This is a genomic window from Corynebacterium suicordis DSM 45110 (assembly GCF_015351405.1).
Taxonomy (GTDB): Bacteria; Actinomycetota; Actinomycetes; order Mycobacteriales; family Mycobacteriaceae; genus Corynebacterium; species Corynebacterium suicordis.
In genome coordinates this window covers 237,158-258,006 of sequence record NZ_JADKMY010000001.1, presented here as the reverse complement: position 1 = coordinate 258,006, position 20,849 = coordinate 237,158, and the positions used below count along the sequence as shown (strand labels likewise).

Sequence of the window (20,849 nt, the reverse complement as noted above, 5' to 3'; positions counted from 1 at the left end):
GTTACCTTGTCTTTTCCGTGGGCACAAAGTCTTGGCTGGTGATCCCGGCCAGCTCCAGGAGATGTTCCTTATCAGCGGACTTGATCAGCGCCGCTGCCTCCTCGGGTTCCTTCGGTCCGGCGATGCCATAGCTGGGGCAATGCGCGGCCAGTAGGCAGGCCCCGCACGCGGCCTTGCGCGAATGGCAGACCCGGCGACCGTGGAAGATGGCCCGGTGGGAGAACATGGTCCACTCCTTCTGCTCAATGAGCTCCATGAGATCCTTCTCAACTTTCACCGCGTCCTCATGCTCGGTGATTTTCCACCGGCGGGCCATGCGGCCCAGGTGCGTATCCACCGTGATCCCCGGCACGTCAAAGGCGTTTCCCAGCACCACATTGGCGGTTTTCCTACCCACTCCGGGCAGGGCAGTCAGGGAATCCAGGTCACCGGGGACCTCCCCGCCGTGCTTTTCCTCCAGCGCGGTGGCCAAACCAACGATGGACTTCGCCTTCGCGCGGAAGAATCCCGTGGGTTTGATCATCGCCTCCAGCTCTTCCATATCCGCCTGCGCATAATCCGCCGCGGTGGGATAGCGCTGGAACAGAGCGGGAGTGACCATGTTGACCCGCACGTCGGTGCACTGCGCGGAAAGCACAGTGGCAACCAACAGCTCCAGAGGATTGGTGAAATCCAACTCCGCGTGGGCATCCGGATAGGCTTCGGCCAGCATGCGGTTGATTTTCCGCGCCCGGCGCTTGGTCGCCAACGGGGTTTCGCGATCCCATTGCTTACTGGTCTTCGGCATGCCACTCACTTTAACCAGCGCGCAGGACAAGTCCTCCACCATCGGCGGTTTTAATTCGCATAAGTCGCTGGGAATTCCTCGCTAGTATGGACAAGTTGTACCCAGAGCCCTCACGGAGTTGTACGGTATGGGAAAGACAAAACCGCGCTTTAACCTTGAACACCCACGTGAAGCGGAAAGTGAAGAGAACTCGATGTCTGAAGTTACTGAGATTTTGTCCCGGGCTGGAATTTTCCAGGGCGTGGACCCCAGTGCCGTGCGCTCGCTGATCGAGCAGCTAGACACCGTGACGTTCCCCCGCGGCACCACCATCTTTGATGAAGGTGAGCCCGGCGACCGGCTCTACATCATCATTTCCGGCAAGGTGAAGCTGGCTCGGCACTCCGTGGATGGGCGGGAAAACCTGCTCACCGTGATGGGTCCCTCCGACATGTTCGGCGAGCTCTCCATCTTCGATCCTGGTCCGCGCACCTCGTCCGCAGTGTGTGTCACTGAACTCAAGGCAGCCACCATGGACTCCACCACGCTGCAGCAGTGGATCACCGATCATCCGGGGGTCACCCAGCAGCTTCTCCGTGTTTTGGCCCGACGCCTCCGCCGCACCAATAACTCACTCGCCGACCTTATCTTCACGGATGTCCCCGGTCGCGTGGCCAAGGCTCTGCTGCAGTTGGCGAACCGTTTCGGCACCCAAGAGGGCGGCGCGCTGCGCGTGCATCACGATCTCACGCAGGAGGAGATCGCTCAGCTAGTGGGCGCTTCCCGCGAAACGGTGAATAAAGCCTTGGCGGAGTTCGCCCACCGCGGTTGGATCCGCTTGGAGGGCAAGTCCGTGCTCATCTCGGATACCGAGCGCCTGGCCAAGCGCGCCCGCTAATTTTCTAGCAGCGCGACTTAACCGTGCTGGCCCTGCAGGTAACGCAGGGTCACGCGGGTGGATTGCTTCGCGGCATCGCGGAGCACCGGATCCACATCGGTGTAGATGAAGTTCACGATGTCCCCCACCGCGGCGTCATCCCCCAGTTCCTGCAACGCTTCGCGGACCTGCTTGAGGCGCAGTTCGCGTCGCTCAATGTACTTATCCGCCATCTCGGCAGTATTTGGCTGGTCAGGGCCATGACCGGGAAGCAGCGGCACGTTATCCCCGCGCTTGCGCAGCAGCGCCAGCGTATCGAGGTAAGCACCGAGATCGCCATCGGTCTCAGAGATCATCGTGGTGTGGCGGCCAGCGATGGTATCGCCGGTGATGATGGCTTCCACATCGGAATCATCGGTGCCACCATTTGAATGGATGAAAAAACTCACGGAATCCGCGGTGTGTCCTGGGGTGGCCACTACCTCGATGGTTGGAGTGAGACCCTCGATGCTGATGAACTCCCCCGGCTGCAGCTCATCGGCGCCACTGCAGTAGTGAGAATCCAGCGCCCGCACTGGGGAACCGGTGATCTGCCGGAAACGGCGAGCTCCGCCAGCGTGATCGGCGTGGCGGTGGGTGAGCAGCACCAGCGCAATCTCCACTGGCTCTTCACCTGAACCCGACGCCTTGGAATTCAGCACATTGAGGTGTCCCTCATCCTCTGGGCCGGGATCAACGATCACGCACACGCGATCATTCTCTCCCCGGATTACCCAGGAGTTGGTGCCCTCCAAGGCGGAATAACTGGGGTTCGGCGCGAGAACCACACCGGCATTTTTCGTAACGGGACGCAGTTGACTGTAAGCGGGATGCTCCATAGTCAACAGTGTACGTCGGGGAATTCGGATTATCGCGATGTATCGCGAACGCGGAGCACCATGTCCACCTCAACTGGGGAGTTCAGTGGCAGTTCTGCCACTCCCACCGCAGCGCGCGCATGCACTCCGGCTTCCCCGAAGATCTCCTGCAATACGGTGGATGCCCCGTTGATAACCCCGGGTTGGCCGTTAAAACCTGCAGCTGAGGCCACGAATCCGTTGACCTTCACGATCTGCTCGATATTGTCCAAACCCACCAAGTCAGCGGCGGCAGCCACGGCATTCAGCGCGGCGATGCGTGCCAGTTCTGCTGCTCGTTCCGGATCAACCTCAGCGCCAACCTTGCCCGCTTCGGGCAATTCCCCATTGACAAACGGCAGCTGGCCGGAGGTGTAGACGTGCTCACCGGAGCGAACCGCTGGCACATAAGCGGCCACGGGAGCCGCTACCTCGGGAAGTTCAATTCCCAGTTCCTGGAGACGCTGGCTATGCATTAAACCTCCCGCTTGAGGTAAGCCACGTGCTGTTCACCGGTGGGGCCGGGCAGGACAGAGACCAGCTCCCATCCATCCTGACCCCAGTTATCCAGGATTTGCTTGGTGGCGTGAGTGAGCAGTGGCACGGTGACATATTCCCATTTGGTCATGCGTCACAGTATAGGGGTCTTGGGAGACCAGGGGTGTTAGGAGACCACGCGCCCCAATGATGCCTCCAGCTGGGCAGCGAAGTAATCAGCCCACTTGTCCACCTCTGGGTGCTCGCGCACCAGTGCGCGACGCTGACGCTCGGTCATTCCACCCCAGACGCCGAATTCCACGTTGTTATCCAGTGCGTCAGCGCGGCATTGCAATACCACTGGGCAGTGGCGGCAAATGGCCACAGCCTTGCGCTGAGCAGCACCTTTAACGAAAAGCTCATCGGGATCGATATCACGACAGTCAGCCTGCATGATCCACTCCCCGCGATTATTGAAAGATTCGCGACTCGTCAATTGCTCGGAGGGAAGACGCAGTGGCCGAGTGAGAGCCTCTGGGCGAGTAAGCGATGCAGTCATCGAGGAAACCTTTCGGGATGTGTTCTAGTCCAACTTCATGTGCACAATGTAGTCCGCGTCACATTTTCGATAATTTTATTCACAGTGTTTTGCCAGTGTCGAATGCATCTGAACGTGGGGGTAAATACTGTGCAAGCCCTCAAAACGCCTCGAAAAACCTGAGGATTTTCTGAGGGATTGACTCACTCACCAAAGCACAGCGGGATCCACCTGCATGTTTGCCCACCCTCACCCGGACATACCGCAGGTCACGCGCAAAATGAGAGAAATGGAAACATTGCTCGCCGAAAATTTTCCGCGGAGAATCCAGCCGAGTCCTGAGAAATATTTAGTTTTACAAAGCAGATAATTTCCCTAGGAAACTAAAATAATCTACCCCCGTGCAATGTTTTTACCCCAAACCCAACCACTGTCCCTAGCCCCACCCGTCGGCTACGCTGTGGTGGGTGAAGACACAGAGCGATTCCACTTTTTCCACTTTCGGCCGCCTGCTCGCCATGCTCACGGTGGCCGGAATCCTCTGCGCATTGGCCCTCTCCCCCATTGCTTTGGCGGGTGGCTGGCTAGTTAATTCCAGTGCTCAGACCATGAACTCCAATTTGGAGGACATGTCTGCCAACCACAAACTCCCCCTCGCCACCACCATCACGGACCGCACGGGTAACCCGCTCGCGTTCGTCTATGACCAGCGTCGTTTTGAGGTGGACTCCGCACAGATCTCCCAAGAGATGAAGGATTCCATTGTCGCCATCGAAGATCGGCGCTTCTATGAGCACAACGGCGTGGATTTCCGCGGCACGGCCCGCGCGGCGCTGGCCAACCTGAGCAGTGGTGGCGTGGCCGAAGGCGCCTCCACCATCAATCAGCAGTATGTGAAGAACTACCTCTACCTCATTGAGGCGAAGACCGATTCTGAGCGCGCTGCTGCCGTGGAAACCTCAGTTCCCCGCAAGCTCCGGGAAATGCGCATGGCCAGTGACCTGGACGCGAAGCTCTCCAAGGACGAGATCCTCACCCGCTACCTCAACCTCGTCTCATTCGGCCAGGGCGCCTACGGAATTGAGGCCGCTGCGCGCACCTACTTTGGTACTCACGCAGCAGATCTCACCACTGCCCAATCAGCATTCTTGGCCGGAGTGGTGCAGTCCACGTCCACGCTGGATCCCTACGCCAACCCTGAGGGCGCGAAAGAACGTCGTGATGCCGTGCTCCAATCCCGCGTCACCGCGGGCACGCTCACCCAGGCCGAAGCCGATTCCGCCAAACTGGAGGACCTCGGCGTGACGGAGACTCCGCAGGGCGAATCGAACGGCTGCATCGGTGCTGATAACTCCGGATTCTTCTGCGATTATGTGCTGGAGTACCTCGATGAAAAGGGGATCTCCAAGGAAGATATCGCCAGTGGCGGCTACACCATCCGCACCACGTTGGATCCGGACGCGCAGGAATCCGCGCAGAATGCAGCTGCGGCGAACGTAGATCCGCAGGCCGAGGGCGTATCCGAAACCGCTAACTTCATTGCCCCAAAGAAGGACGCGCACGAAGTGGTGGCCATGGCCTCCTCTCGCGATTACGGCCTGGATCAAAGCAAGCAGGAAACCCTTAACCCGGTCACCCATTCCTTACAGGGCCACGGCGCCGGCTCCATCTTCAAGATTTTCCCCGCCGCACTGGCCATCCAGGACGGCATGGGATTGGATACGGTCTTGAGCGTTCCCAACCGCGTTGAGGTTGATGGCCTGGGCGCCGGCGGTGCTGAGGGTTGTCCTCCGGGCAAGTACTGCGTGGAGAACGCTTCCAACTACAAGCCCACCATGACACTCCGGGAAGCGCTCGCCACCTCCCCCAACACCCCATTTATCTCCATGCTCGAGGACGTGGGAGTGGAACGCACGGTGGATCTGGCGGTCAAGCTGGGTCTGCGCAGCTATGCGGACAAGGGAACCCACGATGAGGACACCTCCATCGCCGAATACACCAAGGAGGCCAACCTGGGCTCTTTCGTCCTCGGCCCCACTCCTGTTGATCCCCTAGAGTTGTCTAACGTCGCCGCGTCCCTGGCGGACAACGGCCGCTGGTGCGAGCCCAAGCCGGTTCTCGAGGTGAAGGACCGCGAGGGCAAAGACGTGAAGGTTGAGTCCGCCCCGTGCGAGCAGGTTCTCAATTCGGGTGTCGCCCGCGCCTTGGCCAACGGCATGGGCGGGGACACCTCCACCGGTACCGCGGCCGAGGCAGCAGCCGCCACCGGCTGGAGCGGCCAGATTTCCGCCAAGACCGGAACCACCGAGACCAGCTTTTCCGCTGCTTTCCTCGGCTTCACCCCAGGATGGGCCGGAGCCACCTATATCTTCAACGACTCCGGCGCCGCCGCCAACATCTGTACTGGCCCAGTTCGTCAGTGCGCGAAGGGCGATCTCTACGGCGGCAAGGAACCCGCCCGCACCTTCTTCGCGGCCACCAACCCAGTGATCGGAAACTATGGCGGATCAGGCTTGCCGCCCATGGATTCGAAGTTCAATCGTGGCACCAATCCTCCGGAAAACGCCTCTGCTCCCAACTCCGGCTCCCCTTGGCAGCAGCCCAGCGGTGGCGGTGGTGGCGGAGGCGGCCAGCCGGGCCTTCCTTCCCCACCTCCGCTGCCACCTTTGCCACCGGGGTTGAACGATCTTCAGCGCCAGGCCGAAGATTTCCTCAATGATCTCGACGCCGCCATCCAGGGCCGCCGCTAACCCACCAAAGGATTGGGATTGCTCTTTCTTCCGGGGGCTGTCTTACCCGTCAGTAGACTGTGGGACGTGAGCAATACTTATGTGAAAACCCTCGTCAACACAGCCGCGATCGCTCTCGGTGCGGGCCTTACTGCGTTAGTGGCGGCCAACCGGGAAATCCGCGCTTTCGAGCTCAAGCAGGTCACCGCTCCGGTTCTGGAGCCCGGCACTTTCGCGGATCCGGAGGAGTCCTTCCACATCCTGCACGTCTCTGATCTGCACATGCTGGCTGGTCAAAAGCGCAAGCAGGAGTGGGTGGCCGGCCTGAATAGCCTGGACTTCGATCTGGTGGTCAACACCGGAGACAACCTGGGTGAGGCCTCCGGCGTACCCGGAGTCCTCCGCGCCCTCGACCCCCTGCTCAATCACCCAGGGGTCTTTGTCTTCGGTTCCAATGACTACTTCGGTCCAAAACCGGTGAATCCCTTCATCTATCTTCTGGGCAAGAAGCGCAAGCCCAGCGAGGAGGAGCTGCCGTGGAAGGGAATGCGCGCCGCGTTCATCGAGCGCGGGTGGAATGATGCCACTCACCGGCATGTGGATTTCTCCATCGATCCCCGTCCGCAAAGCGTGTGGGGGCGCAGTGGGAAGTTCAATGTCTCCATCGCAGGCGTGGATGACCCTCATCATGAACTGGATGATTTCAGTGCCATTGCAGGCGGACCGCACCCGGATGCGGACCTAGCCATCGGTTTGACCCACTCGCCGGAGCCGGAAGTGCTGGATAAATTCGCGGCGGAGGGTTACCAGTTGGTGCTGGCTGGGCACACGCACGGTGGCCAGCTGTGCCTGCCCGGAGGAAAGTCGATCGTGACAAACTGCGGGATTGATCGCACGCGCGCCAGCGGGTTGTCGCGGTGGACCGAGCGGATGTGGTTGCACGTCAGCAATGGTCTGGGGAATTCCAAGTACGTTCCGTTCCGCACTTTTTGCAGGCCGTCTGCCACTCTCATCCACGTGGTAGAACGCGAATCACCCCCCGAAAAGGTGTGAAACTCGAGCTGATAGACTGGCTAGCGTCGCAAAACTTTCGTCCATGTTCCGAGTGGACGCGTGCATAGGTCACGGTAAAACACTACTTCTGGCTTGCTCTACACCACACGGGACCGTGCCCTGGCAATGCTGATGCCGAAGCTGAGGCACTCGGATAACCACCCGAATCGATAATCGACCACCAAGCTGAGGTGTTTTTCACAACGTGGCAATTTTAGCCGTCCCTCTCATCGTGGCCGTGGCTCTGCTCTTCACGCCGGTGCTAGTCAAGATCTTTGACCGAGCTGCCGGCTGGCCACTCGCCATCACTTTCGCGGTTCTCGCGGGTTATGTCATTTCGCATGCGGAAAAGATCATCCACGGGGAGACGCTCTCGTGGTCTGCCACGTGGATCCCCGGCTTATTCACGGACCCCGATGGGCACACGCGCGATGTGGAATTTGCCCTCCGGTTAGATTCGCTCTCGTTATTCTTCACCCTCCTGGCGCTCACCATCGGCGCGGTGGTGTTCATCTACTCCACCCGGTATCTCCACCACGGCTCCAAGATCTTGAGCTTTTACCTGCTCATGACCACTTTCATGCTGGCCGTGATCCTGTTGGTGCTGGCAGATGATGTGATGCTGCTGTTCGTGGGTTGGGAGCTGGTGTCTCTGGCTTCCTTCTTCCTCATCGCTCGCAGCGGTTCCAGTGGTGAGGCGGGCTCCATCCGCACGCTGACCATGACGTTCATCGGCGGCCTGTTCTTGCTGGCAGCGCTGGCCGTGATGGTGTCCACCACCGGCACCACCCGCCTGTCTGAGATCATCACTTCCCCAGCGTGGGAGGGCGATAACATGCGCCTGGCCATCGTCGCCGTACTGCTGGCGCTGGCTGGATTCTCCAAGGCCGCGCAGTTCCCCTTCCACTTCTGGCTCCCCGAAGCCATGGCAGCGGACACTCCTGTGTCTGCATTCTTGCACGCGGCCGCAGTGGTCAAGGCAGGCATTTACCTGCTGATGCGCTTCTCCGGGCTCTTCCAGGACGTAATGACATGGCACATCCTGCTCATCGTGGTGGGCATGCTCACAGCAGTAATGGGCGCTGTATTTGCCCTGCAGAAGACAGATCTGAAGAAGCTCACCGCGTATTCCACGGTCTCCCAGCTGGGCTGGATCGTGGCCGCGATTGGCGTGGGTACTCCCTTCGCGCTGGGTGCAGCGCTGGTGCACACTGCTTCGCACGCGTTGTTCAAGTCTTCGCTGTTCATGGTCGCCGGAGTGGTGGATCACCAAGCGGGCAGCCGCGATATCAAGCGCTTGGGCTCCCTGTGGCGACAGATGCCATTTACCTTCACCGGTGCGGCTATCGCCGCGGCTTCCATGGCCGCTATCCCTCCCACCTTCGGCTTTGTGTCCAAGGAAGGCATGCTGGATTCCTTCACGGAGGCGCCCTTCCCACAATGGGGCATCATCGCGCTGCTCATCGTCGCGGGCCTCGGCGCGCTGGCCACCTTCCTGTATTCCGCGCGCTACATCACCGGTGCCTTCATTGATGGCCCCAGGGACTGCTCGCAGGTCAAGGAAGCAGAGCCCGGCCTGTGGATCCCCGCTGTACTGCCTGGCGTGCTTTCCCTACCCGTGGTGCTCTTCCTCAGTGCGTTTGATCACCCGCTGGATGCCATGGTCGCTGCCACAGGAGTGGGTGAAACCCATTCCCACCTGGCTCTCTGGCACGGTCTGAAACCTGCACTGTTTATCTCCATCGCGGTGCTCATCGTGGGTGCCATTGGTGTGGTGTTCCGCAAGCAGATTGCCCGCGTGATGGAAGGGCGCAAGCTCGCCCCGTTCACCGGCGCACGGTTCCTCGAAGCAACCACCCACCAAGCACAGGTCAATGGCCGGCGAGCTGGCATCATGGCCAACTCTCTCTCCCCCAACCGCCATGTGCTGTGGATTCTCGGGCTCATCGGCCTGCTGGCGTTCGCCGCCTTTGCGGCTCCCGGCGCGATCTCCGCGATCAGCACGGTGCCACCGCGCATGCTCAATATCGATCGCCCCACGGACCTCATTTCTCTGGCGCTGATCCTGCTGCCAGTGCTGGGCATCATCACCACCCGCTCCCGCTTGGCATCGGTGATTCTGCTGGGCATCGTTGGCGTGGGTGTGTCGTGGATGATGCTCACCTTGGGTGCTCCAGACGTGGCCACCACCAACCTCCTGGTGGAATTCCTGGTGGTCATCCTCATGATGCTGGTGCTGCGTCACCAGCCACGCCTCTACCTCCGCGAGGGCGATAACCGCTCCAAGCTGGCCACCGCAGCTGGTGTCTTCTCCGGACTCATCGCCTTCTTCGGCGTGTTCCTGCTGCTGGGAAGGCATGATAAGCCAGAGATCGCCCGCTGGTACCTGGAGAACACCCCGGATCTCTCCGGGGGAAACAACGTGGTGGCTGTCATCCTCGTTGAATTCCGTGCTTTCGATACCTTGGGTGAGCTCATCGTGCTGGGTATGGCGGGAATCGTCATCGCGGCGATCGTGCAGTCCATCCCGCGTTCTCCACTGCCTGGTTATGGTCCGGGTTCCACCTCGGAGCTCTTCCGTGCAGAGGGAACCACGCGTTTCCCAGACGTGCACAAGGTCCCGGAGCTGGCCCCGTTCTACTCCAAGTACCTGCGCTCCACGTATTTGAACTCCATCCTTCCCCGCCAGGCCCTGCCTTATGTGCTGCCCCTCATCGGCATCCTCTCGGCAGTCACCTTCTGGCGCGGACACCAGGCTCCGGGTGGCGCGTTCCTCGCGGCTCTCATCGCCGCCGGTGGCTTGCTGCTCTGGTACGTCAGCCAGAGCACCGCGCGGAGGATCGGCGGAAACGAGCTCGGTCACCGCTTGATCGCTGCCGGTGCTGCCGTGGCACTGCTCACCGGCCTGGTCGGTCTGCTGCTCAAGGGCAGCTTCCTCGAACCGATCCACGGCTATGTTCTGGGCGTGCACCTCACCACCTCACTGCTGTTCGATCTCGGCGTCTACTTCGCCGTGCTGGGGCTCATCGTGGTGGTCATCAACCAGCTCGGCGGAAGGGATCGCCCTGGTGCGGAACCTCCAACTCGTGTCAAGAAGGACAAGGTCCTGGGCACGCCGATGATGGCGTCGGAAGAAAAGAAACAACCACGCACCAAGGGCGGCAGGAAGCTGCAGGAAGCCCTCGCCCAGCCCAACCACCGGCCCGCGCCCGTGGAATCTCAGTCCAGGAAGAAGCGCCCGGACTCCGAGGTGGCTATTCATGCAGGTGGATCCGATATTGTGCTGAACCCCTCGGAAGTCAATGAGGAACGCAAGCGCAAGGCCGAACTGCACCGCCAGGAGCGCGAGGCCGCGAGAAAACGTAAAGCCAAGAACCAGGACGAGGAGGACAGGACATGATCATCGCCGCGATCATCGCCGTACTCATTGGCGGAGGTGTCTACATGGTCTTGCAGCGCGGAATGATGCGCCTGATCGTGGGCATCACGCTGCTGAGCCATGGAGTCAACCTCCTCATCTTGGCAGCAGGCATCGGTGCCTGGCGCGCCGAGCCTTTGCTGGACCGGTCCACCCCGGAGCTCGCGGCGGATCCCCTGCCGCAGGCGTTTGTGTTGACGGCCATCGTGATCTCCATGGCGTCCACCGCCGTGATGCTCACCCTGGCCGCACTGGGACGGGATGATGACACCTTCACCGCGGATTCCCCAGAGCGCAGCGCCAAGAAGAACCGTTCTCTCGAAACGCTGGGCAAGCGCACCGAGCGCATGGAAACCGCAGAGCGGGAGCAGGCCGAGCTCAAGGCGAGCAAGGCCGAGAAGAAGGGACACCAAGAATAATGACCATCGGCGCTTCCCTGTCTCTCTTCCTCATCGTCCCGCTGCTGGCCTCGGCCCTGGCCGCGGTGGTGCCCTCGCTGATTGTCCGCCGCCTCCTCAACCTGGCCGTGCCTTTCGCGGGCATCATCGGTGCGGGTTACCTGCTGTATTACCTCTCCTGGTCCCACGCGGGCACTGGGGAGACGGTGTTGGCGGATAACATCGGCGGTTTTGTGGGCGGCATTTCGATCCCGCTGGTCGCCGACACCCTCACCGCAGTCATGCTGTTGAGCACCGCCGTGGTGGTTTTCGCGGCCTGCTGGTTCGCCGACTCCATCGGCGAGACCTCCACCCGCTTCTTCCCCGCGCTCACCCTCATGCTGCTGGCCGGCGCATGGGGTGCGTTGCTGACCGCGGATCTGTTCAACCTCTTCGTTTTCATCGAGGTCATGCTCATGCCGTCCTTTGGCCTGTTGGCCATGACCGGCACCTGGGCTCGCCTGGCTGCCGCGCGCATGTTCATCGTGGTCAACCTGGTCACTTCCCTGATTCTCCTGTCTGGCGTATCCCTGACCTATGGCGTGATCGGCACCACCAACATCGCTGCGCTCGCAGGTGCGGCTGGCCCACGAGGCACCGAATTTTCCCCGGGTATCGAGGCCAGCCAGTGGCAGCTCATCGTGGCCCTCGGCGTGGTGCTGCTGGCGCTGAGCATCAAGGCCGGTGTGGCTCCCGTGCACACCTGGCTGCCCCGGGCGTACCCGTCCACCTCCTCCGCCGTGATGGCCCTGTTCTCCGGCCTGCACACCAAAGTGGCGGTTTATGCCATCTTCCGCGTCTTCATGACCATCTTTGAGGGCGATCCCGCCTATGCCTGGGCCATTCTCGCCTTCATGGTGGCAGGAATGCTCATCGGCGCCTTCGCCGGTCTCGCTGAATCCACCGTGCGCGGTGTTCTGGCCTACCAGATGGTCAACGGCATCCCGTTCATCCTGATCGCGTTGGTTTTCCTGAGTCACGACGCCCGACTCATGCTGGCCGCCGCCCTGTATTACATGCTGCATCACATGGTCGTGGCATCCTCCCTGATCATGGCCTCCGGTGCCATCGAGGAAACCTACCGCACGGGTCGCATCCGCCCGCTGTCCGGATTGATGCGACGAGACCCATTCGTGGCGGTTGTCTTCGCCATGGGTGCCCTGGCCATCATCGGTTTCCCACCGTTTTCCGGTGTGCTCGGCAAGCTGGGCCTGGTCATGGGTATCGCCCAGGATGGAACCTGGCTGGCCTGGGTGGGCATCGGGGCGATCATCGTGGCCGGTGTGGGCACCCTGTTCAGCATGATTTACGTGTGGCGCGAGGTGTTCTGGGGTCGCGACATGAACGCGCACGAATATGATCCCCAGCTGCGCATTCGCTCCCGCTTCGTGATGCCCTCCGCGGCCATGATTGGCGTGTCCGTGGGCATGTTCATCTTCGCCGGGCCCGTTTTCCACGTCACCGGAGACGCGGCGGATAACCTCACGGACACCACCAAGTACGTCCACGCGGTGCTGGGCGATCCGGATGAGGCCATCGGCCAGGTGCTGCCTCCCGGGCCCAGTGGCTTGGACAATGTGCCGGAGGGGGCGTTGAATTCCATCCAAGAGGAATCTCGCCAGCAGAGCAGCCACCGAGATGCCGAGGATAACTCCGCCACCGAAGAGGAGAAGCCACAATGAAATTCTTGAGAGTTTTCCTCCACTGCATCAAGTACGGGGTGTGGCTGACTGGGCAGATCATCAAGGAGTCCACGGTCATGGCCGTGGATACTTTGGGCACTGGTCGCAACATCGCCCCGGTGGTGCTCTACTACCCGCTGCGGGTCACTAAGGAGCGCGATATCGCAGCTCTGATCGCCTCCATCACCATGACGCCCGGCACCTTGGCACTGGGTGTGACCGGCCCCAAGGAAGTGGATCGCGACGTGGCCGCGGGCCACCAGATCTCCGGCGATACCTCCTCCGTGGGTGAGCACGAGTTCAAGACCCACGGGCTGGACAACGTGCAGCGTTTCCTGGCCGTGCACGCAATGTACGGTAGCGATCCCCAAGAGCTCCTGGATTCCCTCAAGCACATGGAAGAAATGCTGGCACCGAGCATCCGCGATCAGGACATCGACGTGGATGTGAAGCTGCTGGTGGAGCGCGGTCGTCCTGGACCACGTGGATTCCGCGGCAGCAGGGGTGGCCGGCAAAAGGACGAAACCGTGGTGGATGTAGAGAAGCTGGATTCCACTCCGCATGCCGCGGCGTTCGTGGCGGCTATCCTCGCCCAGGATGACGAAGAGCGCAACCCTGAAGATCTGCCCAACATGGATCGGCAGGAGCGTTACGAGGTGGCGCGGCGTAATGCTGAGCGAGCCCGCCACAATCGGCACTCCTCACCCAAGCAGGGCCACATGCAACACAGGAATAAGCCCCAGGAGACAGATTATGATCCTCTGTATCCCTCGGAACAGCCTGATTCAGGCAAAAAGAACGCCAAACAAGACAATGCGCAGAAAGAGGAGGATGCACAGTGACTCCCCAGAGTTTTCTCTTCGTGGTGATGAGCATCGCCACGGTCATCGTGGTGGCGGCCCTGATCATGGTGCTGTGGCGCGCGGTCACCACGCATAACGACGCCCGCCGCGCCGTGCTCTCCGATGCGATCTTCCTCTGCATGGCCGCACTTTTCATGTGCTACAGCATCTACGACCGCACCGCAGTCACGTTCGAGGTGGCCATGTTCGCCGGCTTCTTCGGCGCGCTGAGCACCGCGGCCTATGCCCGCATTATTTCCCGAGGAAGGCGCTAGACACCCATGCACGTTTCTCTTCTTGCCGCTGAAGCCGGGGAGCTCATCGCCTTCCGGGAACCCTCCTGGCTGGTAGCCATCGTGGCCAGCGTGCTGGCTCTCGCCGGAGCTGTCTATGTCTTCGTATCCGCGCGCGCCATGTACCTGGCACCCGATGCACTCTCCCAGATCAACATGATTGGCCCCGCAGCAGGCGTGGGCCTGCCACTGCTGATCCTGTCCAACCTGGTCTATTCCTGGGGCGAAGTTGGCTTTGAACTGGAAACATTCCTGCGTGCCATCGTGGCCATCTTCATGCTGCTGATTGTGCAAGCGGTGGGTTCCTACATCATGGGACGCGCCCTGCACGCCACCCACTGGGATCACACTGCGCCACTGTCCGGTGGCGAAAGGGCCAAAGAGCCAAAATAAAGCGCCCATGAGAATCAATCTCATGAGCGCTTAATGCGGAGGGATTTAGCCCACTGAAGCAGTTACTTCGGTGGGCACATTGCCGCGCATAGCCTTGGAGTAAGGGCAGAATTCGTGCGCCTTGTTCACCAGCTCTGTGGCCTTGTCCTGATCCACGTCAAAGATGGTGGCGTGCACGGTGGCGGTGAGGAACATGCCCTCGTCACCCTTGTTGAGGGTCATGGTGACCTCAACCTCAGGCTTTTGCTCGGCCTTCACGTCATCATTCTTCATCATCAGCTGCAGGGCGCCGTTGAAGCAGGCTGCCCAGCCGGATGCCACCAGCTGCTCTGGGTTGGTTCCGTTGCCGTCACCACCCAGCTCCTTTGGTGGGCGGACATCCAGATCGATGGAGCGGTCGTGCGTGGCCACATGGCCATCGCGACCTCCACCGGTGGACAGGGTCTTTGCTGTGTACAGTGCTTCGCTCATGTTCTAGCTCTCCTTCAAAGTGAGTTTGTGCTCGTGAGGGACGTGCTGAGGCGGCGTTTGCCTTAAGAAGCGTTGAAGATTTCCTTGACGCGATCGCGCAGGTTCTCGTCCACGCGACCCCAGTAAACCCAGCACTGCTCGGCAACCTGGTCGGAGACACCATCCATTGCATCGGCGATGTTATTGGCCAGACGCTCGCGGGCGGCGTCGTCCAAAACCTCCCGCACCAGGATTCCTGGCTGGATGAAGTCATCATCCTCTGGGTGACGAACGTATGCACCGCGTGTGAGGTCACGACCGTGGGTCTCATCGAAGAGTCCCAAGTCGCGGGCGAGACCGGTGCCGGATTCCTGGCCACGGCCGAAGCCGTACTGGGACTGTCCTAGCTCCACGCCCTTTTCCACAGCGCCGGAGCCGTCCTTGACATCATCGACGCCCTCGGCGCGCTCGAAGCGGTTCGGGGAGTACACAGGGGTGCCAGCTGGTGGGAACTCCTGGGTGCCGGCGCCATCCTTGGCGGTGTAGTAGTTGACCTCCGGAACCACAGAGCGGTTGGAAGGCAGCTGATGGTGGTTCACACCGAGGCGGTAGCGCTGGGTATCCGCGTAAGCGAACGCGCGAGCCAGCAGCATCTTGTCTGGGGAGAAACCGATTCCGGGCACAATGTTGGAAGGTGCGAATGCAGCCTGCTCGATCTGTGCGAAGAAGTTCTGGGGGTTCGCATTCAGGGTGAAGTGACCCACTGGGATGAGTGGGTAATCCTTCTGCGACCAGGTCTTGGTCAGATCGAATGGGTTCCAGCGGTAGCCTTCAGCCTCGTCGATCGGCATGATCTGCACCTTGACGTCCCAGGTTGGGAACTCGCCGCGCTCGATGGCCTCGTAGAGGTCACGACGGTTGGAGTCGAATTCACCGGTGGCGACCAGCTGAGATGCTTCGTCGTTGGTCAGCGTCTCCCAGCCCTGGCGGGTCTTGAAGTGGTACTTGACCCAGAAACGCTCGTCGTTCTCGTTGATCCACTGGTACGTGTGGGAGCTGAATCCGTCCATGTTGCGGAAGCTCTTTGGAATACCGCGGTCACCCATGAGGTAAGTCACCTGGTGGGCGGACTCTGGGGAGCGGGTCCAGAAATCCCACTGCATGTCAGCAGAGTGCAGGCCACTATCGCCCAAGCGCTTCTGAGAGCGGATGAAGTCAGGGAACTTGATGCCATCGCGGAGGAAGAACACAGGGGTGTTGTTGCCCACGATGTCGTAGTTGCCCTCTTGGGTGTAGAACTTCAGCGAGAATCCGCGCACGTCACGCACGGCATCGGGGAAGCCCAGCTCACCGGCAACGGTGGAGAAACGAGCCAGCATTGGGGTCACGCGACCCGGCTGGAACAGGTGTGCCTTGGTGTAGCGGGAAACGTCCTCGGTGATCGTCAGCTCACCGAACGCACCGGAGCCCTTGGCGTGCACGTTGCGCTCTGGGATGCGCTCACGGTTGAAGTGAGCATGCTTTTCTACCAGGTGCACGTCGCTGAGCAGCAGTGGTCCCTGCTCGCCAGCGGTGACAGAGTGCTCCTCGGTGGGCACGGGGGAACCGTTAACGTTCGTCGAGTGCCCGGAGTAAGGGCACACGCCACGGTCGGCGATTTCTTGAGAAGTGTGTTGCTGATCCGGATTAGTCATTGTTGTACCTCCTTGGGGTTCTCTTCCGACTTTGCCAGCAAGAATTTTGGATTTTTAGAAGTAGCGCTTTTACTACCCCGTTTGGGGGTGGTGTTAAGATGTTTCCCATGCAATCCGAGTTTCACGATGCCGCGGTGACAGACCTCGCGCTGCGTGCTGCCCGTGGCGACCGTCGCGCTTTGACCAAGTTCATCGCCGAAACTCACGATGATGTGTGGCGTCTGCTGGCCCATCTCGCGGATGCCGACCGCGCCGATGACCTCACGCAGGAGACCTACCTCCGCGTCCTGGGCGCTCTTCCCCGCTTCGCTGCTCGCTCCACCGCGCGCACATGGATTCTCTCCCTGGCTCGTCGCGTGTGGGTGGATTCCGTCCGCCACGATATGGCTCGTCCTCGGAAAACCGCCGGCGACTGGGAGGACCAGGCCAGCGAAACTCCCGCCTCGGAGACCACCGGCGGGCAGACCTGGGCCGAGTGGGTGGATACCCGCGCCCTCATCGACAAGCTGGAGCCCGAGCGCCGCGAGGCCCTGATCCTCACCCAGATGTTGGGCTACACCTACGCGGAAGCCGCCGGGATTGCCGGGGTGCGCGTGGGAACCATTCGTTCCCGAGTGGCCCGCGCCCGTGCGGATCTGGTGGACATGCAAGGTCGACGCCAACGCTCCCCCGATCAGGATTTTCGGCAGGCCGGGACATAGAGACTAGATTGGGTAGTTATGAGCGCTTCATCAACTGCCCTGCTTGTCCTGTCCTTCGGTGGCCCGAATAAGGCCGAGGACGTGGTTCCTTTTCTCGAGAATGTCACTCGAGGGCGAGGGATCCCCCGCGCGCGCTTGGAGCAGGTGGGCGAGCACTATTTCACCCTGGGCGGCAAGTCCCCCATCAATGAGCAAAACCTGCAGCTGATCGCCAACATTGAGGCCGAGCTCAGTGCCCGCGGCATGGATGTCCCCGTGTATTTCGGCAACCGCAACTGGGAGCCGTTCGTGGAGGACACCACCATCCAGATGGCCAAGGACGGCATCACGCACGCCTATGTCTTCGTGACCAGCGCTTGGGGTGGCTACTCCGGTTGTTCGCAGTACCAGGAGGACATCCAGCGCGCTATTGCGGCCTGCGAGAAGGCCGGGGTTTCCGCCCCGACGATGGAACGCCTTCCCCACTTCCATGACAATCCGGCTTTCATCGCCGAATTCGCCGCGGGTGTGGATGTTGCGCGCGCGCAGCTCTCTGAGACGGACCGGGAGAACGCCGAGCTGGTCTTCACCGCCCACTCCGTGCCCAATGTGGCCGATGATCAAGCTGGACCCCATAGCTTCGGCGGCAACCTCTATTCCCAGCAGGTGTTGGATGCCGCCCGGCTGGTGCAGCAGGCCAGCTCCTTCGCCAACCAACCCGGCAGTGGCGCCAGCTACTCCTGGACGGGCCGCTTGGCCCAGCATGAGCCGGTGGGCGGCCGTGGAGACGGTCCTGCCAACACCGGGGAGACCGTGGGAGTGGATCTCGGTGCGGGCACCGAGTACGACGTGGAACTGGTGTGGCAGTCCCGGTCCGGCTCTCCACACACCCCGTGGCTGGAGCCCGATGTCTGCGACCACATCGAAGAGCGTGCGCAGCGGGGCAACACCCGGCCAATCGTCCTGTGCCCCATCGGATTCATCACCGATCACATCGAGGTGAAGTGGGATCTGGATACCGAGGCCAAGGATGCCGCAGCCGAGGCGGGGATCGCCTTCGTGCGCTCAGCCACCCCTGGCTTGAGCAGCAGCTTCGCCGCGATGGTGGTGGACATGTTCGCGGACCAGCCACAGCCGCTCACCGAGGCGCAGCAGGCCGCCAAGCAGGTGGCAGAGAAGTTCGGCACCGTGCCAAACTTCGGGCACACCAAGAATGGGAACTTCTGTGCTCCCGGTTGCTGCGGTTCCTAAGGACTGCGGTTCCTAAGAGCCGCTAAACCAGCAGCTCCGCGATCTGGATGGTGTTCAGCGCCGCGCCCTTGCGGAGGTTATCTCCGCTGACCACCAGCACCAGGCCACGGCCGCCATCCACCGACTGATCCTGGCGGATGCGACCAACCAGGGAATTATCCTTACCGGCTGCGGCTAGTGGCGTCGGCACATCAACCACCTCAACCCCGGGCGCGTCGGCGAGGATTTCCCGCGCCCGCTCCGGAGTGATGGAGTTGGCGAACTCGGCGTGCACGGTCATGGTGTGGCCGGTGAAGACCGGAACGCGCACACAGGTGCCGGCAACCAGGAGCTTCGGGATGCCCAGGATCTTGCGGGACTCGTTGCGCAGCTTCTGCTCTTCGTCGGTCTCCTCGGAGCCGTCATCCATCAGGTTGCCGGCCAGAGGCAGCGCGTTGAACGCGATGGGTGCCACGTAAGGATCGGTGCCCGCCGCCTGCAGCGCGGAGCCGTCCTCCACCAGCTGCTCAAGGTTGTCCAGGTTCTCGCGAACCTGCTCAGCCAGCGCGGACACACCAGCCAGACCGGATCCGGAGACCGCCTGGTAGGAGCTCACGCGCAGGCGCTGCAAACCTGCTTCGGCGTGCAGTGGGCCAAGCACGGGCATGGCAGCCATGGTGGTGCAGTTCGGGTTGGCGATGATGCCCTTGGGCGTGTCCTTCGCGTCTCCCGGGTTCACCTCAGAGACCACCAGCGGCACGGCATCGTCCTTGCGCCATGCTGATGAGTTGTCCACCACGATGGCGCCGGCTTCCGCGAAGCGCGGGGCATGCTCGCGGGAGGTTCCGCCACCTGCGGAGAACAGAGCGATATCAATACCCTTGAGGTCCTCGGTGGAGGTGGCAGCGACATCTTCCACCGTGATGGTCTGCTCGCCGAACTCCAGCTGCTTTCCGGCTGAGCGGGAGGAAGCGAAGAAGCGAACATTATCGGCGGGGAAGTTGCGTTCCTGCAGGAGGGTGCGCATCACGCGACCCACCTGTCCGGTGGCGCCAACGACAGCAATGGTGGTCATAATCTTTTTCCTATCCTTGTGGCCGCGAAAAGCGGCCGGTTCTAACGTCCGGAGCCCGCGTACACGGTGACTTCGTCTTCGCCGCCAAGCTGGAAGCGGTCGTGCAGAGCAACCACGGCCTTGTCCAGCTCGGAGGCGCGGATGAGCACGGAAATGCGGATTTCCGAGGTGGAGATCAGTTCAATGTTCACACCCGCATCGCGCAGCGCTTCGCAGAAGTCAGCGGTGACTCCCGGGTGGGTCTTCATGCCTGCGCCCACCAGGGACACCTTGCCGATTTGATCGTCGTAGAGCACGTCCTGCCACTGCGCGGATTCCTTCATCCCCTTGAGCATCTGTACTGCTCGGGGGCCATCTTCGCGTGGGCAGGTGAACGTGATGTCCGTGCGGTTGCTGTCCAGCTTGGAGATGTTCTGCAGCACCATGTCCAGGTTGATTTCCGCATCGGCCACGGCGCGGAAGATCTTGGCTGCTTCCCCGGGGTTGTCCGGGATGCCCAGGACGGTGATCTTTGCCTCGGAGCGGTCGTGTGCCACTCCGGTGAGTACTGCCTCTTCCATGGGGATATCCTCCATTGATCCGGAAACTAGGGTGCCTGTGTCATTGCTGAATGAGGAGCGGACGCGCAGCGGAACATCGAATGCGCGGGCGTATTCCACGCTGCGGAGCATGAGCACCTTGGCACCCACCGCCGCCATCTCCAGCATTTCCTCGAAACTGATGTGATCCAGCTTCTTTGCGTTCTTCACGATGCGCGGATCCGCCGTGTACACGCCGTCCACGTCGGAATAGATCTCGCACACGTCTGCCTTCAGTGCTGCTGCCAGCGCCACCGCGGTGGCATCGGAACCGCCGCGGCCCAGGGTGGTCACTGCCCGGGTTTCCCGGTTGACTCCCTGGAAACCGGCGACCAGGCAGATCTTGTTGCAGTCCAGCGCTTCCTGCACGCGACCTGGGGTCACGCCCACGATGCGCGCGTTGCCGTGGCGCTCGGTGGTGAGCACGCCTGCCTGGGAGCCGGTGAAGGATTGCGCTTCTGCACCCAGCGATTCGATGGCCATGGCCACCAGCGCGTTCGAGATGCGCTCGCCCGCGGTGAGCAGCATATCCATTTCGCGGGCTGGTGGCACGGGGTTGACCTGCTCGGCGAGGTCTAGCAATTCATCGGTGGTGTCTCCCATTGCGGAGCAGACAACGACTACGTCGTGCCCCTGCTTCTTGGTCTCCACGATGCGCTCAGCCACGCGCCGGATGCGTTCGGCGCTCTCCAACGACGATCCGCCGTATTTCTGGACGATGAGTGCCACGTGGCGTTCACC

Annotated in this window: 20 protein-coding genes; 11 read left to right on the top strand and 9 right to left on the bottom strand. The window is 61.4% G+C overall.

Annotated features, from left to right (window positions below):
- Position 1: 1 nt before the first annotated feature.
- Complete coding sequence (gene nth / locus IRY30_RS01210; protein ID WP_194555589.1) at positions 2-787, bottom strand: endonuclease III; 786 nt, start codon at positions 785-787, stop codon at positions 2-4.
- A gap of 193 nt (positions 788-980) precedes the next feature.
- On the opposite strand from nth, the gene glxR reads away from it, so the two are divergent.
- Positions 981-1,664: a CRP-like cAMP-activated global transcriptional regulator GlxR gene (gene glxR / locus IRY30_RS01205; protein ID WP_194555588.1), complete on the top strand. Its 684-nt coding sequence runs from the start codon at positions 981-983 to the stop codon at positions 1,662-1,664.
- A 17-nt stretch (positions 1,665-1,681) separates the two neighbouring features.
- Here glxR and IRY30_RS01200 read toward each other — a convergent pair whose 3' ends face one another.
- The 4 genes from IRY30_RS01200 to IRY30_RS01185 are packed head-to-tail and all read right to left on the bottom strand — an operon-like array spanning position 1,682 to position 3,575.
- Positions 1,682-2,521, bottom strand: a complete 840-nt coding sequence (locus IRY30_RS01200; protein WP_194555587.1) for an MBL fold metallo-hydrolase — start codon at positions 2,519-2,521, stop codon at positions 1,682-1,684.
- A 29-nt stretch (positions 2,522-2,550) separates the two neighbouring features.
- Positions 2,551-3,015, bottom strand: coding sequence for a RidA family protein (locus IRY30_RS01195; RefSeq protein ID WP_194555586.1), 465 nt, complete (start codon positions 3,013-3,015; stop codon positions 2,551-2,553).
- Entirely contained in the window at positions 3,015-3,167 is a 153-nt protein-coding gene (locus IRY30_RS01190) for a DUF4177 domain-containing protein (protein WP_194555585.1), read from the bottom strand. The genes IRY30_RS01195 and IRY30_RS01190 overlap by 1 nt, the downstream gene beginning before the upstream one ends.
- Before the next feature lie 36 nt (positions 3,168-3,203).
- A complete protein-coding gene (locus tag IRY30_RS01185; protein ID WP_194555584.1) occupies positions 3,204-3,575 on the bottom strand; it encodes a WhiB family transcriptional regulator in 372 nt (123 codons plus the stop codon).
- 497 nt (positions 3,576-4,072) lie between these two features.
- Between IRY30_RS01185 and IRY30_RS01180 the strand changes: the two genes are divergently transcribed.
- From IRY30_RS01180 to IRY30_RS01145, 8 genes are all read left to right on the top strand, one after another.
- The gene (locus IRY30_RS01180; protein ID WP_194556497.1) at positions 4,073-6,304 is read left to right on the top strand and encodes a transglycosylase domain-containing protein; all 2,232 of its coding nucleotides are present in this window, start codon (positions 4,073-4,075) and stop codon (positions 6,302-6,304) included.
- 66 nt (positions 6,305-6,370) lie between these two features.
- Complete coding sequence (locus IRY30_RS01175) at positions 6,371-7,336, top strand: metallophosphoesterase (protein WP_194555583.1); 966 nt, start codon at positions 6,371-6,373, stop codon at positions 7,334-7,336.
- Between the two features lie 205 nt (positions 7,337-7,541).
- A complete protein-coding gene (locus IRY30_RS01170) occupies positions 7,542-10,736 on the top strand; it encodes a DUF4040 family protein (protein WP_194555582.1) in 3,195 nt (1,064 codons plus the stop codon).
- Positions 10,733-11,173 carry a cation:proton antiporter subunit C gene (locus tag IRY30_RS01165; RefSeq protein ID WP_194555581.1) on the top strand — a complete coding sequence of 147 codons (441 nt, stop codon included), beginning with the start codon at positions 10,733-10,735 and terminating at the stop codon, positions 11,171-11,173. The genes IRY30_RS01170 and IRY30_RS01165 overlap by 4 nt, the downstream gene beginning before the upstream one ends.
- The gene (locus IRY30_RS01160; RefSeq protein WP_194555580.1) at positions 11,173-12,873 is read left to right on the top strand and encodes a monovalent cation/H+ antiporter subunit D family protein; all 1,701 of its coding nucleotides are present in this window, start codon (positions 11,173-11,175) and stop codon (positions 12,871-12,873) included. The genes IRY30_RS01165 and IRY30_RS01160 overlap by 1 nt, the downstream gene beginning before the upstream one ends.
- On the top strand, positions 12,870-13,715 hold the full coding sequence (locus IRY30_RS01155) for a Na+/H+ antiporter subunit E (protein ID WP_194555579.1): 846 nt from the start codon (positions 12,870-12,872) through the stop codon (positions 13,713-13,715). The genes IRY30_RS01160 and IRY30_RS01155 overlap by 4 nt, the downstream gene beginning before the upstream one ends.
- Positions 13,712-13,990, top strand: coding sequence for a monovalent cation/H+ antiporter complex subunit F (locus IRY30_RS01150; protein WP_194555578.1), 279 nt, complete (start codon positions 13,712-13,714; stop codon positions 13,988-13,990). The genes IRY30_RS01155 and IRY30_RS01150 overlap by 4 nt, the downstream gene beginning before the upstream one ends.
- A 6-nt stretch (positions 13,991-13,996) precedes the next feature.
- Positions 13,997-14,401, top strand: coding sequence for a Na+/H+ antiporter subunit G (locus IRY30_RS01145; protein ID WP_194555577.1), 405 nt, complete (start codon positions 13,997-13,999; stop codon positions 14,399-14,401).
- Between the two features lie 45 nt (positions 14,402-14,446).
- On the opposite strand, the gene IRY30_RS01140 is transcribed toward IRY30_RS01145, so the two are convergent.
- On the bottom strand, positions 14,447-14,872 hold the full coding sequence (locus IRY30_RS01140; RefSeq protein ID WP_194555576.1) for an organic hydroperoxide resistance protein: 426 nt from the start codon (positions 14,870-14,872) through the stop codon (positions 14,447-14,449).
- Positions 14,873-14,934: 62 nt separating this feature from the next.
- Positions 14,935-16,545 carry a catalase gene (locus tag IRY30_RS01135; protein WP_194555575.1) on the bottom strand — a complete coding sequence of 537 codons (1,611 nt, stop codon included), beginning with the start codon at positions 16,543-16,545 and terminating at the stop codon, positions 14,935-14,937.
- A gap of 107 nt (positions 16,546-16,652) precedes the next feature.
- Between IRY30_RS01135 and IRY30_RS01130 the strand changes: the two genes are divergently transcribed.
- Positions 16,653-17,246, top strand: coding sequence for an RNA polymerase sigma factor (locus IRY30_RS01130; protein WP_228502471.1), 594 nt, complete (start codon positions 16,653-16,655; stop codon positions 17,244-17,246).
- An 18-nt stretch (positions 17,247-17,264) separates the two neighbouring features.
- Positions 17,265-18,476 carry a ferrochelatase gene (locus IRY30_RS01125; RefSeq protein WP_194555573.1) on the top strand — a complete coding sequence of 404 codons (1,212 nt, stop codon included), beginning with the start codon at positions 17,265-17,267 and terminating at the stop codon, positions 18,474-18,476.
- A 22-nt stretch (positions 18,477-18,498) separates the two neighbouring features.
- Here IRY30_RS01125 and IRY30_RS01120 read toward each other — a convergent pair whose 3' ends face one another.
- Positions 18,499-19,530, bottom strand: a complete 1,032-nt coding sequence (locus tag IRY30_RS01120) for an aspartate-semialdehyde dehydrogenase (protein WP_194555572.1) — start codon at positions 19,528-19,530, stop codon at positions 18,499-18,501.
- 41 nt (positions 19,531-19,571) lie between these two features.
- Positions 19,572-20,837: an aspartate kinase gene (locus IRY30_RS01115; protein ID WP_194555571.1), complete on the bottom strand. Its 1,266-nt coding sequence runs from the start codon at positions 20,835-20,837 to the stop codon at positions 19,572-19,574.
- Positions 20,838-20,849 lie beyond the last annotated feature (12 nt).

Excerpts from the sequence above, each read along its gene's own strand:
- IRY30_RS01200 (WP_194555587.1), bottom strand. The coding sequence starts at position 2,521 with ATGGAGCATCCCGCTTACAGTCAACTGCGTCCCGTTACGAAAAATGCC.
- IRY30_RS01195 (WP_194555586.1), bottom strand. The coding sequence starts at position 3,015 with ATGCATAGCCAGCGTCTCCAGGAACTGGGAATTGAACTTCCCGAGGTA.
- IRY30_RS01140 (WP_194555576.1), bottom strand. The coding sequence starts at position 14,872 with ATGAGCGAAGCACTGTACACAGCAAAGACCCTGTCCACCGGTGGAGGT.
- glxR (WP_194555588.1), top strand. The coding sequence starts at position 981 with ATGTCTGAAGTTACTGAGATTTTGTCCCGGGCTGGAATTTTCCAGGGC.
- IRY30_RS01125 (WP_194555573.1), top strand. The coding sequence starts at position 17,265 with ATGAGCGCTTCATCAACTGCCCTGCTTGTCCTGTCCTTCGGTGGCCCG.
- IRY30_RS01185 (WP_194555584.1), bottom strand. The coding sequence starts at position 3,575 with ATGACTGCATCGCTTACTCGCCCAGAGGCTCTCACTCGGCCACTGCGT.
- IRY30_RS01135 (WP_194555575.1), bottom strand. The coding sequence starts at position 16,545 with ATGACTAATCCGGATCAGCAACACACTTCTCAAGAAATCGCCGACCGT.
- IRY30_RS01120 (WP_194555572.1), bottom strand. The coding sequence starts at position 19,530 with ATGACCACCATTGCTGTCGTTGGCGCCACCGGACAGGTGGGTCGCGTG.
- IRY30_RS01190 (WP_194555585.1), bottom strand. The coding sequence starts at position 3,167 with ATGACCAAATGGGAATATGTCACCGTGCCACTGCTCACTCACGCCACC.
- IRY30_RS01130 (WP_228502471.1), top strand. The coding sequence starts at position 16,653 with ATGCAATCCGAGTTTCACGATGCCGCGGTGACAGACCTCGCGCTGCGT.
- IRY30_RS01145 (WP_194555577.1), top strand. The coding sequence starts at position 13,997 with ATGCACGTTTCTCTTCTTGCCGCTGAAGCCGGGGAGCTCATCGCCTTC.
- nth (WP_194555589.1), bottom strand. The coding sequence starts at position 787 with ATGCCGAAGACCAGTAAGCAATGGGATCGCGAAACCCCGTTGGCGACC.
- IRY30_RS01180 (WP_194556497.1), top strand. The coding sequence starts at position 4,073 with ATGCTCACGGTGGCCGGAATCCTCTGCGCATTGGCCCTCTCCCCCATT.
- IRY30_RS01155 (WP_194555579.1), top strand. The coding sequence starts at position 12,870 with ATGAAATTCTTGAGAGTTTTCCTCCACTGCATCAAGTACGGGGTGTGG.
- IRY30_RS01165 (WP_194555581.1), top strand. The coding sequence starts at position 10,733 with ATGATCATCGCCGCGATCATCGCCGTACTCATTGGCGGAGGTGTCTAC.
- IRY30_RS01160 (WP_194555580.1), top strand. The coding sequence starts at position 11,173 with ATGACCATCGGCGCTTCCCTGTCTCTCTTCCTCATCGTCCCGCTGCTG.